The sequence below is a fragment of the Bacillus halotolerans genome (genome assembly GCF_004006435.1).
Taxonomy (GTDB): Bacteria; Bacillota; Bacilli; order Bacillales; family Bacillaceae; genus Bacillus; species Bacillus halotolerans.
In genome coordinates, this window is sequence record NZ_CP029364.1 from 554,619 (window position 1) to 570,420 (window position 15,802).

Genomic DNA, 15,802 nt, shown 5'->3' on the forward strand with positions numbered 1-15,802 from the left:
GGTTCCCCCTTTTATTTAACCAGCTGATGCTGGAGTGTTTTCAGCTTTAAATGATAGCTGAATAAAAATTCATATGCTTCAAGCACTCTTTTCGCTTCAAATGCCGTTCTTCCCCAAGCAGTAATGCCATGGTTCCGGATTAGGACAGCTCCTGAATCTCCAGTAACCTGATCCGCGAAAAGCGCTGCGAGAGTCGGAATATGAGCCGGATTTTCTATAATTGGAATGGACACTTCTGCATTCTCTTCCCACATGCCCAGCGCTTTTATAATTTCTTGGCCTTTAAAAGTGATTTGATTTTGATCTCCATACAGCTCTGAGATGACGTTATTGTTTACTGTATGAACATGAAGACAGCATCCGGCATTTGTTTTATTGTACAGATGTGTATGCAAAAGCGTTTCTGCTGACGGTTTCAGATGATATCCGCTTTCGGCAGGCTCTCCGTTCTGATCCACCAACAGGAAGTCTTCATCCGTTTCTTTTCGTTTATCTTTTCCGCTCGCCGTTACGAGAAATTGCAATGGCTCATCAGAAACCTTGATGGACAGGTTGCCGCTTGTCGCCGGAAACCAATCTCTTTCTGCCAATTCCCGTTTTACTTCGGCAAGCTCGCGCCATCGTTCTTGTTTTGCAGCCATTTCTTTACCTCCGTTACATCTTCAATCGCTTTCTTTATTTCGTGAAAATCATGGTATGGGATATGATTCAGATGATGCTCCTTGCATTCATTTAATAAATAATCCCTTGCAAAGCAAAGATCAGACAGCTTTGCCGCCTCTACATCGGTAACGGAGTCACCGATCATGATGATATATTGATCAGGCTCAGAAAGCTCGTTCATAACAGTCGGCTTGCAGCACCCGCATTGATTTGTGCATGTGCCTTTGCAAGAATGAGGCCAATCAATATGAATGAATTCGTTCTCAAATGACGCACGGTTGCAATAAATATGATCTTTCTCAACAATTCCTTCAAGCAGCGGATAGACAAAAAAGTCCATCCCCCCGCTTACGACATAAAACGGGAGTTCATGCTCGTTAACAAATGCGACAAATTCCCGAAAGCCGTCCCGGATTTTTGCGTCTTCTAATACGAATCTCGTAATCTCCTCTTTTAAGCTGCTCGGCAGAAGGCCGAACATTCGCCCGACGCCTTCTTGGATCGACATCGTTTTGGAGAGCACGCCGTCTTTTAACGCCGTCCACTCCGGCGGAGCGAATGTTTTCATAATGTTTATAATGTTGTCGTTCATCGTGATGGTTCCATCAAAATCACATATAATTAACGGTTTTTGAGTCGTCATACGGCTTCAGCCTTTCCCCATTTATCAAGCGCAAGCTTCAAATCTTCGCATTGACCGGCTTTTTCTTCAATCGGCTGCGCCTCCAAAACCGCCTCAATAATGGCTCTGAACGCTTTGCCCCCGCCTTGGGCGCCGTTTGGATGTCCGTGTATGCCTCCTCCGGCGTTAATAATATGATCGATGCCAAAATCACGCATGAGAAGCGGAACCATGCCAGGATGAATACCAGCAGACGGAACGGCAAATGTCTGGTTAAAGGCATCTTCTCTTACGCATTCTTCATGAATCGCCAGCGCGTCTTCTCTAGGAAGCGCAACTGAACCATATGGAGAAGGAAACAGACTGAAGTCAGCGCCGCAATATCGGTTTAATTTTCCGAGCAAAAGAGCATGGGAAAACCCGTACAACGGTGAGGATGTAAATGCCCCGCTGACTGCTGGGTGCGCCATAATGGGGATTGATACGTCCGGATCTTCCGCAAGGCTTTGCATGACGTCCAAACTGTAAGCGAAGACATTCAATAAAAGCGCATCCGCTCCCAATTCAGCAGCGCGTCTTGCTTTATCTTTAAGCTCAGCCGTTCTACCAGTCAAATTCACTGCATACAGCGTTTTATGGCCGGTCTGCTCGTATGTTTCTTTCAAAATTTGTTTTCCCTCTGTAATTCTTGTTTCAAAAGGTGCTAAACCCGTCTCAAAGAAAATTTCATCGTCTTTGATTAAGTCAACCCCGCCTAGCGCCTGCTGCCTGAGCTGTTCTTTAATATCACTCAGGTCCCTTCCGATGACCCCTTTAAAAATGCTCATTAACAGCGGTCTTTCAAACTCTCCAAGCATCTTCCGGATGCCGTATACGCCAAACTTCGGGCCCGGAAGTGTTCGCTTAAACGCTACAGAAAATTCGAGATCTATTAACTTGATTTTTCCGTCCAGCGACAGCTTGCCAAACACAGTTGTCAGCAATGCCGGAATATCCTGTGAGAAATTTACCTCGGGATAGGCAATTGTGATAACCGCTTGTTTTCCTGATGCAAGATGTCCCTCTCTCTCCTCGACCTTTACAACCCGTCCCTTATGCTTTTGCATCTGCTCCTGCTTCACCAGAGGCAGATCAGTCCAAGAGCCCACCGTCAATCCTGTTGCGATTTGTTCTGCTTTTTTCTCCGTGTCGGCTCCCGGCTCGGTCAGGAGATATGTTGCTAATAATTCACTCATGCCAGAGCTCCTTTCATTTTTTAACCCATATAAAAAACCTCTTCAAACAGCAATGCGTCTAAAGAGGTTTCGTTTCTCGTCCGAATCTTATCTCTCAGCCGCCAGCTGCAAGAATTAGCACCGTGCTTTACAAGTCGGTTGCCGGGCTTCATCGGGCTCGTCCCTCTGCCTGCTCTTGATAAGAAAATATAGATTTTATAAATTATTTTGAATTATCCCACCGTTAAAGAATCTTGTCAATGCTTTTTTGGGTAAACAGGTTTAGTTTGCCAATTCGATGAGCTGCTTCTTTAAGCCTAGCTTCACTCGTTAAGAGCCCCACTCTGACATACCCCTCGCCATATTTACCAAAGCCGTTTCCTGCTGCAACCGCCACATTCGCTTTTTCAAGCAAGAGATCTGAGAATTGCTCAGAGCTATAGCCTTCAGGCACCGGCAGCCACGCAAAAAATGAACCCGCAGGCGCTGTTACATCCCAGCCAATTTCCCTGCATGCCGCTATCCAAGCGTTGCGCCTGCTTTCATACCGGGCATTTTGCTCCGCTACGCATGTCTGCTCAGATAAAAGTGCCGCCTCGGCAGCCTGCTGGGTTGCTTTGAAAAGACTGACAAACATATGGTCTTGATAAAGATTGATCGCTTCTATGACCGAGGCGTTACCAACTGCAAAACCGACCCGCCAGCCCGCCATATTATATGTTTTGGACAGCGTGTAAATTTCTATTCCGATATCCTTAGCGCCTTCAGTCTGCAAAAAGCTTAAAGGCTTGTGTCCGTCAAAGCCCACTGCACCGTAAGCAAAATCATGGACCACACAGATTTCGTTTTCTTTCGCAAAACTCACCGTTTCTCTAAAAAATTCTGCGGTAGCGACGGCTCCAGTCGGATTATTCGGATAATTCAAGTACATCAGTTTCGCTTGTTCTCTTACGTCAAGGGAAATGCTTGCGTATTCAGGAAGAAACGCATTTTCCTTAGTGAGCGGCATCATTTCCATATTCGCTTTCGCAAGCGTGACACCGGACCAATAATCTGGATAGCCAGGGTCAGGAACCAAAATCGTATCCCCCGGATTTAGCAGGCATTGCGGCAGCTCGACAAGACCGGCTTTCCCGCCGAATAATACGGCTACTTCAGTTTCCGGATCAAGCTCAACGCCGTATTCTCTTTTATAAAATGCAGCCGCTGCTGATTTAAGACTGTGCGAACCTCGAAATGAGGAGTATTTATGATTTTCAGGCTGAGCAACGGCTCGCTTCATTTCCTCAACAATATGCTCGGGCGTCGGCTGATCCGGATTCCCCTGCCCCAAATTGATGACATCATGTCCTTCCTTCAGCTTTAGGTTCACTTTCTGCACAAGAGAAGCAAAGAATTGTTTAGGCAGTTCCTGCAGCACTTGAGAATGTTCAAATTTCATCTGTTTTCACCTTCTAAAAAAATCTTGAAATGATAGTCCAGTATCATATATGGTTAAATGAAAAAAGTAAAGAAAAATATGGGGTGTTAAAAAATGAAATGGACCATATCTTGTCTTCAATTTGATATTTCATACGGAAAACCTTCAGAAAATATAAAAAAGGCTGAATCTTTAATTGAAAAAGAGAGTAAATATGCTGACGTTCTTGTTCTCCCTGAATTATGGACGACTGGTTACGACCTTGCCAAACTTGATCAGCTTGCTGATGAAGACGGGCTCACTGCTCAAAGCTGGCTGCAAAAAACCGCAAAAAAACACGGGGTTCATATTGTCGCAGGATCTGTTGCTGTCAGAAAGGGTTCTGATGTTTATAATACAATGTTCATCGCAGATAAGGAAGGACGAATCATTAAAGAGTACAGCAAAGCCCATCTTTTTCAGCTGATGGATGAGCATGAGTATTTATCAGCCGGTTCCGAGGACGGATACTTCGAGCTTGAAGGCGTCAAAAGCTCAGGACTGATCTGTTATGATATCCGTTTTCCGGAATGGATCAGAAAACATACGACTAAAGGCGCTAACGTGCTGTTCATTTCTGCGGAATGGCCTCTGCCCCGTCTTGATCATTGGAAAAGCCTGCTTATTGCGAGGGCTATTGAGAATCAATGCTTTGTCGCTGCCTGCAATTGCACAGGATCTAATCCCGATAATGAATTCGCCGGGCACAGCATGATTATTGACCCTTGGGGACGCATATTGGCCGAGGGCGGCCGTGAAGAAGGCATTGTCAGAGCGGAAATTGACCTTCAAGAAAGCGTTGAGGTGCGGGGAAAAATTCCTGTTTTCGATGATATCAGAAAAGATTTATATTAAAAAATATATTGACAATTCAATCACACACCTGTTACTATGTTCATCAACTGATAAATTAGAATTGTTTAACAAGTGAATATATTCTCTTATCGAGAGTTGGGCGAGGGATTGGCCTTTTGACCCCAACAGCAACCGACCGTAATTCCATTGTGAAATGGGGCGCATCTTCTTGGCGCCGAGACTGAGGTCTCGTAAGGCACGGTGCTAATTCCATCAGATTTGATCTGAGAGATAAGAGAGGCGGGACATGATTGTTAAGCCTCCTTCTCTCTGAGAAGGAGGCTTTTTTACGGCCATTCGCGGCACACATAACAAGATATTACATAACTGGAGGTAATGACGATGGCAGTCACAAAAACACCTTTATACGAAACGTTAAATGAAAGCTCCGCTGTCGCACTGGCGGTGAAACTCGGCTTATTTCAAAGCAAAAGCACGCTGACATGCCAGGAGATCGGCGACGGAAATTTAAACTACGTCTTTCAAATTTATGACCAAGAAAATGACAGGGCTTTGATCATTAAACAGGCGGTTCCTTATGCAAAAGTTGTCGGGGAAAGCTGGCCGCTGACAATCGATCGGGCAAGAATCGAAAGCAGCGCACTGATCCGTCAGGGTGAACACGTCCCTCACCTCGTACCGAGAGTTTACTATTCAGATACTGAATTGGCGGTTACGGTCATGGAGGATCTTTCACATCTAAAGATCGCTAGAAAAGGACTTCTTGAAGGTGAAAATTATCCAAATCTGTCACGAGACATTGGCGAATTTTTAGGAAAAACGCTTTTTTACTCTTCTGATTACGCACTTGAGCCTAAGGTAAAAAAACAGCTTGTTAAACAATTTACAAATCCTGAGCTCTGCGATATTACCGAAAGACTCGTATTTACAGATCCTTTCTTTGATCATGATACAAATGAATTTGAGGAAGAGCTTCGTCCATATGTTGAAAAGCTTTGGAAAAATGACAAGGTCAAAGTTGAAGCGGCTAAGCTGAAAAAGTCATTTTTAACATCTGCCGAAACGCTGATTCATGGCGATCTGCATACAGGAAGCATTTTTGCCAGCGAGCTTGAGACAAAGGTGATTGATCCTGAATTCGCTTTTTACGGACCAATCGGTTTTGATGTTGGTCAATTTATCGCCAACTTATTGTTAAATGCACTCAGCCGTGACGGTGCTGATCGAGAGCCATTATATGAACATGTAAAACAAGTGTGGGACACGTTTCAAACAACATTCAGTGAAGCCTGGGAGAAAAACAGTCTCGATGTGTATGCCAAAATCGACGGTTATCTCGCTGATACACTCAGCCATATTTTTGAAGAGACAATTGGGTTTGCCGGCTGCGAACTGATACGCCGCACCGTTGGTCTTGCCCATGTGGCAGATCTGGATACAATCGTACCGTTTGATAAGCGAATCGAAAGAAAACGGCTGGCGCTGGAAACCGGTACTGCCTTCATCGAAAAACGTTCACAATTAAAAACCATAACGGATGTTATTGAATGTTTTAAGTTACTTGTAAAGGAATGATTCACCCATGACCAATTCATTTGCTGTTCCGCGTTCTGTTGAATGGAAAGAAACAGCCATTAAGATTTTAAATCAGCAAAAGCTTCCTGATGTTACGGAATATTTGGAGCTGACAACGAAAGAAGAAGTATTTGACGCGATTGTCTCACTTAAAGTTAGAGGAGCCCCGGCGATCGGCATTACGGCAGCATTTGGGCTCGCGCTGGCGGCAAAAAACATCGAAACTGATAATGTGGCGGAATTCCGCTGCGAATTGGATAACATCAAAAATTATTTGAACAGTTCAAGGCCAACAGCAATCAATTTATCATGGGCGCTCGAGAGACTGAGCCATTCAATTCAAAACGCCATTTCTGTAAATGAAGCAAAAACCAATCTTGTCCATGAAGCGATTCAGATTCAAGTCGAGGATGAAGAAACGTGCCGTATGATCGGCCAAAACGCGCTTCAGCTTTTCAAAAAAGGCGACAAGATTATGACAATCTGCAATGCCGGTTCTATCGCGACAAGCCGCTATGGAACCGCGCTTGCCCCGTTTTATTTGGCGAAACAAAAGGATTTGGGGCTTCATATTTATGCTTGTGAAACCAGACCGGTTCTTCAAGGTTCACGGCTTACTGCTTGGGAACTGATGCAGGGCGGTATTGACGTCACTCTGATTACGGACAGCATGGCAGCCCATACGATGAAAGAAAAACAAATTTCTGCCGTCATCGTTGGCGCGGACCGAATTGCAAAGAACGGAGATACCGCGAATAAAATTGGCACTTACGGACTTGCTATTTTAGCAAACGCCTTCGATATTCCGTTTTTTGTAGCAGCACCTTTATCTACTTTTGACACAAAAGTAAAAAGCGGGGCTGATATCCCGATTGAGGAACGGGACCCCGAAGAAGTCAGGAACATTTCCGGCGTCCGAACCGCTCCGGCTGAAGTGCCTGTCTTTAATCCTGCTTTTGATATTACACCACACCATCTTATTTCTGGGATCATCACTGAAAAAGGGATTATGACCGGTTCCTATGAAGAAGAAATTGAACAGCTGTTTACAGGCGAAAAGGTTCATTAAAAAACCGCTGAAGACTTTGCTCATATTGGGCCGAGTCAGCGGTTTTTTTGTTTGCTCATATTCATATCGATTATTTCATCTTTTTGAGCGCTGGATAAGATATGCAGTTTTACAAGCAGCTCGGCAAAAACGGCAATTTTCTCAGAGCGGCTCGGCTTCAATTGCTTTGTCCTCCTCTTTCATCAGACCAACTTTTTTAACTTAGTAAAATCATATGTCGGCGGCGAAAAAAGGGAACGTGCCATATGTTTTATTTTTCTTTATAGGAGATTTGCTCGATGCTAAGCAAATAAGCTTTGATGTCAGTTTTACTTCCGGCATACCCTGTTAACGTGCTGTTTTTGCCGATCACTCTGTGGCACGGGACAAATATCGGCAGGTCATTTCGTTTATTTGCCTGTCCGACAGCGCGTACTGCTTTCGGACTTCCGACCGCTACGGCAATGTCAGCATAGCTTCGTGATTCGCCATACGGAATCATGGCAAGCGCCTCCCATACTTTTTGCTGAAAAGGCGTGCCCTTTTGGCTCAATGGCAGTGAGAATATCTTTCTTTCTCCCGCAAAATATTCGTGAAGCTGCTTTTTCGCTTCTGCCAAAAAAGCCGTCTCCAACTGCTCCGTATTCTCAACAGATTCTTTCCACTGCATCAAATCTTCCTTACTGAGGAAGAGACGGGTGATGCTGCCTTCTTCCTCAACAATCGCGAGCTCCCCGAGCGGCGTTTCCGCTGTCATATAGTAATTCATTCGTCTAACCTTCTTTCTTCAAAATTCTGCCTGACGGGAAGTGTAAGATGGAAAACAGTCCCCTTTCCTTCTTCACTTTCCACCATTATTTTGCCTTGATGTTCTTCAATAATTTTATAGCTTACCATAAGCCCGAGTCCAGTTCCCCGCTCCTTTGTTGTATAAAATGGTTCTCCTAGACGCTTTAATTTATCCTCTGTGATTCCTACTCCTTCGTCTTTCAAAGATATAAGAATATGATCTTGATCAGCTTTTTTGATCGTCACATAAATATTGCCGCCGTCAGGCATGACTTCGATGGCGTTCTTTAATATATTGATAAAAACCTGTTTCAGCTGATTCGGTTCACAGTATATCGGCGGAATGTCTCCGACTAAATCCAGATGCATTTGTACGTTGCTGAGATTGGCTTGCGCGTTAAGAAGGTCTAATGTGTCTTTCATAATTTGTGTCACATGTTTTTCCTCATACATGATAGCCTGGGGCTTGGCTAAAATTAAAAACTCTGTGATGATGGATTCGATGCGCTTTAATTCTGAGGTGATGACGTTGAAGTAAAGAGAATAGTCTCCCTCCACACTCCCTTTCAGGAGCTGAATGAAGCCTTTAAGAGCTGTCATTGGATTTCTGATTTCGTGAGCGATACCGGCAGCGAGTTCTCCAACGACATGGAGAGTATCAGATTTGCGAAGACGCTCTTCCAGTTCTTTTCGCTCTGTGACATCTTTAAAGATAGCCAGGTTCATATTTTGAATAATATTTCGTTTAAACGAAAATTCTAGTTTTCGATTATCATTGCTGCTCAGCAAAAATGGAATCTCATTGTCCATTTCATCGAAATTAATCTGCCTTGCGGGCGATGCCAGATTTTCTATTTCATAGGAAGAAATAATATCAAGCAGGCTGTGTTTTTTCAGTTCTTCATGCGGCAGGCCCAAAATATTGCTCGCTAACGGGTTGGCGTCGATGATTCGGTACTGATTGTCGAATAATACGTTGCCGTCCATTGAGCCGTTGAACACTTTTCTGAATTTGAGCTCGCTTTCCCGAAGCTCCTTTTCCATCCGCTTTCGGTCACTGACATTTCTTAAAATTGTTAAGTGCTGGTTTTCAAGTATTGTCCGCTTTGAAGTGAATTCAAGCTCTTTGAACTGCCCGTTGCCCATTTGAAACAGCATCTCTTCTCTGATCTCACCGTATTTTGCATATTTTCTCTTCGTCAAGCTGTATTTCTGCTGAGAGTCTACGAGAAAATCACACAGCTTTCTTTTTAACAGCAAATTCATCGGCAGCTCAAAAATTTTACAGGCTGACTGATTGGCCTTAACGATTCTTCCGTCATTCGACCAGATGATAATGGCGTCCATGGCGTTTTCAAAAATTTCTCTGAAGCGCTCCTCACTTTTAAATAGCTGGAGCTCCATGGATCTCTTCTCTGTGATATCCCGCATAATCGACATATAAAAACCGCTGATGATGTTAGACGTAATCGTAAATTCAAACAGCTTCTGATCTCCTGAACGAAGCCTGACAGGCAGCTCGCCTTTTGCTTTTCCCTTTCGATAAAGCGTGTGCCAAATGTTATCGAAATCTTTTCGCGATCCGCTGTCTATGAATTGATACAGCGACAAATGTGACAGCTCATTCTGGTCGATTTCAAAGCTTTTGCAAAAGGACAGATTGGCATCAATAAAGCCGCCGTCTTTATCAAATAAAACGATTCCGTCGACAGCTCTGTCAAACAAGTCCTTAAAAAGCTGTTCATTCATGGAAAATTCCCGCTCCAAAATTTTCTTTGAAGAAATGTCTCTCATAACGACAAAAAAGAAATCCTCGCCAATCCCTCTTTTGGCAAGAAACTCAATATATTTTGTCGCTCCGCTGTCCAGCCTGATCGGAACCTCCTTCCACAGAAAACCTTTCTTAAAAAACTTCTTTACGGAAAGGTCCAGCTCATCCTTTGGAATAGAAAACAAAAAATCAAAAACGGAACGCTTTTTCAAACCTTCCGCATCTACTTGAAGCATCCTCGCTGTTGCTTCATTTGCCTGCACGATTTTCATTTCATTATCACATATAAAAATAGCATCGAGCGTATTGTTCACAATCACTTGATGCTGATGTAATTCCTTTTTCAGCCGATCATTTTCTTGTTTGAGGCGCTTCAGTTCCTCTTTCAGATCTGAATTTGTCTCGACATCGAGAGTTTCCATGCGTAAACACTCCTTCTTCAAAACCTATCCCTCAATATTTCTACATATTGCATGAACTTCCTTCATTCGCCCTATACATTTCAGAAAATTTCAGCGTGATTACATAAAGAAGACATTTTCAACGATCCTTACCGTCACTTTACATCGTCCTAACAATCAGACGTTTTTTCAAATCCTTTTTGATCTTTTATTTTAAAATAAATACCAACAGGGAATAATCTTTTAGTGACTGATTTAAAGAGAAGGTGATGCTATGAGTAAATCGCGAGACAGTTATTTTGACAATGCAAAATTCTTATTGATATTCCTTGTTGTATTCGGTCATATTCTTCGATCTTTTATTCATGATAACAATTTTATGCTCTACCTCTACAAGTTCATTTACACGTTCCACATGCCTGCCTTTATTCTTGTATCCGGTTATTTCGCCAAAGGTTTTAAACGCGCCGGATATGTGAAAAAGCTGGCGGTCAAGCTGATTATTCCATATTTGATTTTCCAAAGCATCTATTCCGTCTTTTATTACATCATTCAAGACGAAAGCATGACAAATGTGAATCCGATTGATCCGCAATGGTCGTTATGGTTTCTGGTAAGCTTATTTTTCTGGAATATCCTGCTCTATCCTTTTTCAAAGCTTTCTAAGCATTGGGCGCTGTTTGTCAGCTGCGGCATCGCCGTGCTGATCGGCTATCTCGACTTTGTCAGCAGCACACTGAGCCTGTCCCGGACATTTGTATTCTTACCGATGTTCCTTGTCGGATTTTACTCTAATAAACATCACTTTGATTTACTGAGATCAAAACGAGGCAAACAGATTGCGCTCGGTGTGCTCGCCGCCGTATTTGTCATCTGCTGGGGCATCGATTTTGACTATTCATGGCTGTTCGGCTCTAAGCCGTACTCATCATTTGGCGATGTCACCTTGGCAAGCGGCCTCTCCCGAATCGGCTGGTATGTACTTGCCTTTGCGGCAACCTTTAGCTTTTTAGCGCTTGTTCCGCAAAAACGCTATTTCTTTACTAAGTGGGGAACAAGGACATTTTACGTATACCTGCTCCACGGATTTATCATTAAAACACTCAGGCAGGTCGGGCTTGAGGATGGACTCACTGACTATCAAAACTTAGTCATCCTGCTGCTCTTAACTGCAGCTCTTACCTCCATTCTCTCAAGCAATTTCGTCAAAACGGTTGCTCAGCCGTTCATTGAACTGAGAATGACAGGCTTGCTGCAGCTAGTCAGAGGAAGCAGCAAAAATGCCTATTTAAAATAGCATAACACCTCTTAAGCGGCATGCCGCCTAAGAGGTGTTTTTTATTTTTGTTTTTTCTCTTTTTTCTTTTTCGGCTTTGTTACTTCAAGGGTTTCAATGATTTTCCCGGCGTTGTAATCCCCAAGCTCACTTGAGAATTCTTCCTCAAGCACCTTCTTATTCATCGGCTTTTTATGATTCTGCATGTCTTTGCTGTGCTGGTTCTTTTTCATGATCACGCGCCTCCTTGCTGACCTTGTTTGGAATTGCGATTGGCCCCTCGGAAATTCGGGTCGTCGTGATATTGAGTCTTATATGCATTTCTGTCCATACTCTCAGTCGGTGTATTGTTATTTTTTATGGCTTCATCGACCTCAGCCTTACGTTTCATAGAAATCCTCCTCGCCAGTATTTTCTAATTTTTATTTCGCTTGAAAATGCAGGCCAGCTGATTAACTGCAGCTGTTTATGTTAGGTTCTCCAACTGGTGCCAGGTCACACATCTTTTTTTTGGCAATAAAAAAACACCGCAGATGCGGTGTTTAATTATCCGATAATCACTCTTTCCTTCGGATAATGGTAATTTGCTTCAATTTCTTTTCTTCCGATCAGATAAAGGAAGGTCAATATTCCGATCCGCCCGATAAACATTACGATCATAATGACACATTTTCCTACGTTGCTCAAATCAGCGGTAATGCCAAGGGACAGACCAGTCGTTCCAAAGGCCGAACATACCTCAAACAAAAGCTCCAGCAGAGAATGCTTTTCTGTCACTGTAAGGATCAGTGTCGCTCCAAAAACGAGCAAAATCGCCATCATTGTGACAACAAGAGACTTCATCAGATCTGCTGGGTGCAGCTCCCGTTTGAATACTTTTACCGCTTTATTGCCGCGTGCAAAATGAAACAGCGCAAGCAGATTCAAGGCAAAAGTTGTTGTCCTTATGCCTCCCCCGACTGAGCTTGGTGACGCACCGATAAACATCAGCGCGCACATAAAAAACAACGTGGGATCCGACAGCTGGCTGATATCAATTGTTGCAAGCCCACCGCTTCGGGTAGCTGTTGATTGAAACAAGGATAGAAACAAAATATCATGCCATGCCTTTCCTGCAAACGAGTGGCTTGCTTCCAGCGCATAGATGCCGATGGCGCCAAACACTACGAGTGAGCCAAACATAATGGTCGTGATTTTTGTAAAAAGCGTAAACGGATATCTCCGATGCTTTGAAAACAAGAAGTCCTTTACTTCGACAAGCACCGGAAAGCCGATCGCTCCGAATATGATCAAAAGCATCGTAATAAACTGCACAAAATAATCATGGCGGAATGGAACCATGGAATTTCCTGTTATATCAAACCCGCCATTTGTGGTAGCGCTGACACTTGCAAAAAACCCGTGTAAATAAGCTTCCTGAAAGGAATCATAGTAGGTTAAAAAATAAGTGCCAAGTATGATTCCTCCAAAAAATTCAATCCACAATATAAGAAAAAGAACCTGCTTCATTAAATTGACAATACCCGAAAACTGGGATTGGTTTTGGTCTACCATAATCAATTTCCGTTCTTTAAGGCCGATTCTTTTTCCCATGATCAGCCAAATAAACGTTCCGAGCGTCATAATCCCGATTCCGCCAAATTGCAGAACGAATGCCAAAATAAAAATGCCTGTAGTGCTGAATGTATCAGCTGTATCCACAACCGTCAGCCCCGTGACGCTGACTGAACTGACAGCCGTAAAAAGCGCGTCAATAAAAGTCCAATCCGCTCCCTGCTTATGGGCAGACGGCAGGCTCAGCAATATCAGGGCCACAGTTACTGCGAGAAAGTAATATAATGCAATCAGCTGGGCCGGAGATAATGCCTGTATCAATTTTCCAAGCTTTAATCTCATGTGAAATCCTTCTGCCTCTCTTTTAAAGTACGGTAATTATTCTAAAGATATTAGATCCATTTTTAAAGGCTTTTGCGAAACATTTTCTTAACTTGCATATTTTTTTATTATTTTAGTCAAAGTGAAACAGAAAAAAAAACCTCTGAGGGTTCTCAGAGGAAGGATGTTTTTATTTTATTTAGCTTCTAATCGTCTGATTCTTTCATCTAAATCAGGGTGAGTAGAGAAAAGCGATGACCGCTTCTTGCCATTAATCTTTAGTGTTTGGACAGCTGTCTGATCTTCTTCTATGATGCGGGAAGAATAGCTCTTAAGCGTTCGAAGAGCATGAATCATCTTATCCTTGCCGGCAAGATCCGCTCCTCCCCGGTCAGCATGGAATTCACGGTGGCGTGAATACGCAAAAACAACGAGGCTTCCGAGAATTGAAAAGACAATCTGAAACACAATCATTGCGATAAAATGAACAATCGGAGCAAGATCTTCCTTAACAAAGCGGCTCGCGATCCATGCAGCAATACGTGATAAAAAGACGACAAAGGTATTCACAATACCTTGTAAAAGCGTCATTGTCACCATATCACCATTTGCAATATGAGCGACCTCATGGGCAAGCACGCCTTCAACCGCAGCATCATCCATTTGATCAAGCAGGCCTGACGACACAGCGACAAGAGAGCGGCGTTTTGAAGGGCCAGTCGCAAACGCATTCACTTCGGATGAGCGGTAAATTCCGACCTCCGGCATCTTCGTTAAGCCGGCAGAGCGGCTTAATCTATAAACACGGTCAACCAATTGCTGCTCTTCATGGCTAAGTGTATGTTTCTCCGGATTCAGCACTCTGACGCCCATCATTGTCTTTGCCATCCATCTGGACATCGCAAGAGACGTAAAGGAACCGACAAAACCGACGACTAAACTGAATACAAGAAGCGCAATAAGATCTATACCGCCATCAGCTGTAAAGTACGTCCCAACTCCAGTGACAGAGCTTATGACAGATAAAACAATTCCGATCGTTGTAAGCACCAAAATATTCGTTAAAATAAACAGAAAAATTCTTTTCGCCATAATAACCTCCGTTATTTTTAAGATCAAATGAACCTGTATATTTAAATTATAAAACATCTGTTTGAAAATGCAAGGATTTAGACGTATGATGTTAATGTATTACTGACGCTTTAATAGTGCATTTATACATAGAGATTATATCCGCGTCAAATTGTCTTGAAGAGGTGAACAATGAATATTTTTAAACTCACTCGAATTGAGATGGTACGGCTACTCTATTCCCTTAAAGGCCTGGGAGACATTAGCCCGCTCGACATCCTCGTTAAATCGGCGAATATGTCAGCGGAAGAAGCGGCAAGCCATCTTCAAATTCCAGAATTTCTTACAAGATATGAACGAAAAAAACAGAAAAAAGAATACGGCCTGTCAACCAACGAAATCGTTGAGCTTGGCAATTTATGCGAGCTGACTTCGTTAAAGTCAACCGCGATTCAAAATTGGGTGAAACGCGATATCAAAGACCTCATTGGCCATCCTGAGCTGGGTAAAAAGTATTCAGTTGAACAGGCAGTGATTCTTTTAATTGTACGTGACCTAAAATCCATTTATGACTTTGAACACATACGAGCTATCTTAAAAGTTGCTTTTAACACCATCTCAGACAGATCTGATGATGTCATCAGCCCGTTAGCGTACTATGAAAGCTGCGCGCATGTGTTGCATGCCATTTATCACCAAGATACTCCTTCCATGAAGGAATCAAACCTCCAGCAGATTGTCGAACAGGAAACAGACCTTCTTCGTCACCATTTTGAAGAGCTGAGTGACGCCCAATGGGTCAAAATCAGGCAGATTATTGCCATTACAGTTCTCTCCATTTTGACGTTCCATATTCAGGCGACCGCGAACAAAATGACCGCTGACATACTGTAATCAGGAGGTACCCCCGGCAAATTGCCGGGGGTTTCTTATTCCCCCACAACAATTGCCAGCATAAATAAACCCCGTACATTTCAAACTAAATACGCGTTAAGAATTTCTTAATAGAAAAAGGAGATGAAAAAAGATGGCGAGCAGAAATAAACTCGTTGTTCCAGGGGTGGAGCAGGCACTAGACCAATTTAAACTTGAAGTGGCTCAAGAATTCGGTGTGAACCTTGGTTCTGATACAGTTTCACGCGCTAACGGCTCTGTAGGCGGGGAAATGACAAAGCGTCTGGTTCAGCAGGCACAATCACAGCTAAATGGCACAAATAAATAA

17 protein-coding genes and 2 riboswitches are annotated in these 15,802 nt (G+C 43.2%); of the genes, 6 read left to right on the plus strand and 11 right to left on the minus strand.

Annotated features, from left to right (window positions below):
* Positions 1 to 11: 11 nt before the first annotated feature.
* The 4 genes from DIC78_RS02610 to DIC78_RS02625 form a co-directional block, all read right to left on the minus strand.
* A complete protein-coding gene (locus DIC78_RS02610; RefSeq protein ID WP_127695360.1) occupies positions 12 to 641 on the minus strand; it encodes a methylthioribulose 1-phosphate dehydratase in 630 nt (209 codons plus the stop codon).
* Positions 599 to 1,306, minus strand: coding sequence for a 2-hydroxy-3-keto-5-methylthiopentenyl-1-phosphate phosphatase (gene mtnX, locus DIC78_RS02615; protein ID WP_106020402.1), 708 nt, complete (start codon positions 1,304 to 1,306; stop codon positions 599 to 601). Before mtnX ends, DIC78_RS02610 begins: the two co-directional genes overlap by 43 nt.
* Complete coding sequence (mtnW, locus tag DIC78_RS02620) at positions 1,303 to 2,520, minus strand: 2,3-diketo-5-methylthiopentyl-1-phosphate enolase (protein WP_127695362.1); 1,218 nt, start codon at positions 2,518 to 2,520, stop codon at positions 1,303 to 1,305. The genes mtnX and mtnW overlap by 4 nt, the downstream gene beginning before the upstream one ends.
* A gap of 84 nt (positions 2,521 to 2,604) precedes the next feature.
* Positions 2,605 to 2,705: riboswitch (SAM riboswitch) on the minus strand.
* A gap of 38 nt (positions 2,706 to 2,743) precedes the next feature.
* Complete coding sequence (locus DIC78_RS02625) at positions 2,744 to 3,940, minus strand: pyridoxal phosphate-dependent aminotransferase (RefSeq protein WP_127695364.1); 1,197 nt, start codon at positions 3,938 to 3,940, stop codon at positions 2,744 to 2,746.
* Positions 3,941 to 4,033: 93 nt separating this feature from the next.
* On the opposite strand from DIC78_RS02625, the gene DIC78_RS02630 reads away from it, so the two are divergent.
* The 3 genes from DIC78_RS02630 (at position 4,034) to mtnA (ending at position 7,418) form a co-directional block, all read left to right on the plus strand.
* On the plus strand, positions 4,034 to 4,813 hold the full coding sequence (locus DIC78_RS02630) for a carbon-nitrogen family hydrolase (protein WP_127695366.1): 780 nt from the start codon (positions 4,034 to 4,036) through the stop codon (positions 4,811 to 4,813).
* A gap of 83 nt (positions 4,814 to 4,896) precedes the next feature.
* Positions 4,897 to 5,051, plus strand: a riboswitch (SAM riboswitch).
* A gap of 104 nt (positions 5,052 to 5,155) precedes the next feature.
* On the plus strand, positions 5,156 to 6,349 hold the full coding sequence (mtnK, locus tag DIC78_RS02635) for an S-methyl-5-thioribose kinase (RefSeq protein WP_024121160.1): 1,194 nt from the start codon (positions 5,156 to 5,158) through the stop codon (positions 6,347 to 6,349).
* 7 nt (positions 6,350 to 6,356) lie between these two features.
* Positions 6,357 to 7,418: an S-methyl-5-thioribose-1-phosphate isomerase gene (mtnA, locus tag DIC78_RS02640; protein ID WP_103671600.1), complete on the plus strand. Its 1,062-nt coding sequence runs from the start codon at positions 6,357 to 6,359 to the stop codon at positions 7,416 to 7,418.
* Positions 7,419 to 7,453: 35 nt separating this feature from the next.
* Here the strand turns inward: mtnA and DIC78_RS02645 are convergent, their stop codons facing one another.
* From DIC78_RS02645 to DIC78_RS02655, 3 genes are all read right to left on the minus strand, one after another.
* Positions 7,454 to 7,579 (minus strand): hypothetical protein, encoded by a 126-nt coding sequence (locus DIC78_RS02645; RefSeq protein ID WP_024121158.1) that lies wholly within the window; start codon positions 7,577 to 7,579, stop codon positions 7,454 to 7,456.
* Positions 7,580 to 7,668: 89 nt separating this feature from the next.
* Positions 7,669 to 8,166: a methylated-DNA--[protein]-cysteine S-methyltransferase gene (locus DIC78_RS02650; protein WP_127695368.1), complete on the minus strand. Its 498-nt coding sequence runs from the start codon at positions 8,164 to 8,166 to the stop codon at positions 7,669 to 7,671.
* Positions 8,163 to 10,379: a PAS domain-containing sensor histidine kinase gene (locus DIC78_RS02655; protein WP_024121156.1), complete on the minus strand. Its 2,217-nt coding sequence runs from the start codon at positions 10,377 to 10,379 to the stop codon at positions 8,163 to 8,165. Before DIC78_RS02655 ends, DIC78_RS02650 begins: the two co-directional genes overlap by 4 nt.
* A gap of 253 nt (positions 10,380 to 10,632) precedes the next feature.
* Between DIC78_RS02655 and DIC78_RS02660 the strand changes: the two genes are divergently transcribed.
* Positions 10,633 to 11,655 (plus strand): acyltransferase family protein, encoded by a 1,023-nt coding sequence (locus DIC78_RS02660; protein WP_059292898.1) that lies wholly within the window; start codon positions 10,633 to 10,635, stop codon positions 11,653 to 11,655.
* A gap of 41 nt (positions 11,656 to 11,696) precedes the next feature.
* Here DIC78_RS02660 and DIC78_RS02665 read toward each other — a convergent pair whose 3' ends face one another.
* The 4 genes from DIC78_RS02665 to htpX all read right to left on the minus strand — a co-directional run bounded on the left by DIC78_RS02665 (position 11,697) and on the right by htpX (position 14,601).
* Entirely contained in the window at positions 11,697 to 11,867 is a 171-nt protein-coding gene (locus DIC78_RS02665) for a hypothetical protein (protein ID WP_024121154.1), read from the minus strand.
* Between the two features lie 2 nt (positions 11,868 to 11,869).
* Positions 11,870 to 12,025 (minus strand): hypothetical protein, encoded by a 156-nt coding sequence (locus DIC78_RS02670; protein WP_024121153.1) that lies wholly within the window; start codon positions 12,023 to 12,025, stop codon positions 11,870 to 11,872.
* Between the two features lie 155 nt (positions 12,026 to 12,180).
* Positions 12,181 to 13,530, minus strand: coding sequence for a Ktr system potassium transporter KtrD (gene ktrD / locus DIC78_RS02675; RefSeq protein WP_127695370.1), 1,350 nt, complete (start codon positions 13,528 to 13,530; stop codon positions 12,181 to 12,183).
* 174 nt (positions 13,531 to 13,704) lie between these two features.
* On the minus strand, positions 13,705 to 14,601 hold the full coding sequence (htpX, locus tag DIC78_RS02680; protein WP_127695372.1) for a protease HtpX: 897 nt from the start codon (positions 14,599 to 14,601) through the stop codon (positions 13,705 to 13,707).
* A 171-nt stretch (positions 14,602 to 14,772) separates the two neighbouring features.
* Between htpX and DIC78_RS02685 the strand changes: the two genes are divergently transcribed.
* Together DIC78_RS02685 and sspD are read left to right on the plus strand one after the other, a co-directional pair.
* Positions 14,773 to 15,474 carry a DUF1836 domain-containing protein gene (locus tag DIC78_RS02685; RefSeq protein ID WP_024121150.1) on the plus strand — a complete coding sequence of 234 codons (702 nt, stop codon included), beginning with the start codon at positions 14,773 to 14,775 and terminating at the stop codon, positions 15,472 to 15,474.
* 133 nt (positions 15,475 to 15,607) lie between these two features.
* The gene (gene sspD / locus DIC78_RS02690) at positions 15,608 to 15,802 is read left to right on the plus strand and encodes an acid-soluble spore protein SspD (RefSeq protein ID WP_010333988.1); all 195 of its coding nucleotides are present in this window, start codon (positions 15,608 to 15,610) and stop codon (positions 15,800 to 15,802) included.

Coding starts and splice junctions, on each gene's coding strand:
- DIC78_RS02665 (WP_024121154.1), bottom strand. CDS start 11,867: ATGAAAAAGAACCAGCACAGCAAAGACATGCAGAATCATAAAAAGCCG.
- DIC78_RS02670 (WP_024121153.1), bottom strand. CDS start 12,025: ATGAAACGTAAGGCTGAGGTCGATGAAGCCATAAAAAATAACAATACA.
- DIC78_RS02650 (WP_127695368.1), bottom strand. CDS start 8,166: ATGAATTACTATATGACAGCGGAAACGCCGCTCGGGGAGCTCGCGATT.
- sspD (WP_010333988.1), top strand. CDS start 15,608: ATGGCGAGCAGAAATAAACTCGTTGTTCCAGGGGTGGAGCAGGCACTA.
- DIC78_RS02625 (WP_127695364.1), bottom strand. CDS start 3,940: ATGAAATTTGAACATTCTCAAGTGCTGCAGGAACTGCCTAAACAATTC.
- mtnX (WP_106020402.1), bottom strand. CDS start 1,306: ATGACGACTCAAAAACCGTTAATTATATGTGATTTTGATGGAACCATC.
- mtnA (WP_103671600.1), top strand. CDS start 6,357: ATGACCAATTCATTTGCTGTTCCGCGTTCTGTTGAATGGAAAGAAACA.
- ktrD (WP_127695370.1), bottom strand. CDS start 13,530: ATGAGATTAAAGCTTGGAAAATTGATACAGGCATTATCTCCGGCCCAG.
- mtnK (WP_024121160.1), top strand. CDS start 5,156: ATGGCAGTCACAAAAACACCTTTATACGAAACGTTAAATGAAAGCTCC.
- DIC78_RS02685 (WP_024121150.1), top strand. CDS start 14,773: ATGAATATTTTTAAACTCACTCGAATTGAGATGGTACGGCTACTCTAT.
- mtnW (WP_127695362.1), bottom strand. CDS start 2,520: ATGAGTGAATTATTAGCAACATATCTCCTGACCGAGCCGGGAGCCGAC.
- DIC78_RS02660 (WP_059292898.1), top strand. CDS start 10,633: ATGAGTAAATCGCGAGACAGTTATTTTGACAATGCAAAATTCTTATTG.
- DIC78_RS02630 (WP_127695366.1), top strand. CDS start 4,034: ATGAAATGGACCATATCTTGTCTTCAATTTGATATTTCATACGGAAAA.
- DIC78_RS02610 (WP_127695360.1), bottom strand. CDS start 641: ATGGCTGCAAAACAAGAACGATGGCGCGAGCTTGCCGAAGTAAAACGG.
- DIC78_RS02655 (WP_024121156.1), bottom strand. CDS start 10,379: ATGGAAACTCTCGATGTCGAGACAAATTCAGATCTGAAAGAGGAACTG.
- htpX (WP_127695372.1), bottom strand. CDS start 14,601: ATGGCGAAAAGAATTTTTCTGTTTATTTTAACGAATATTTTGGTGCTT.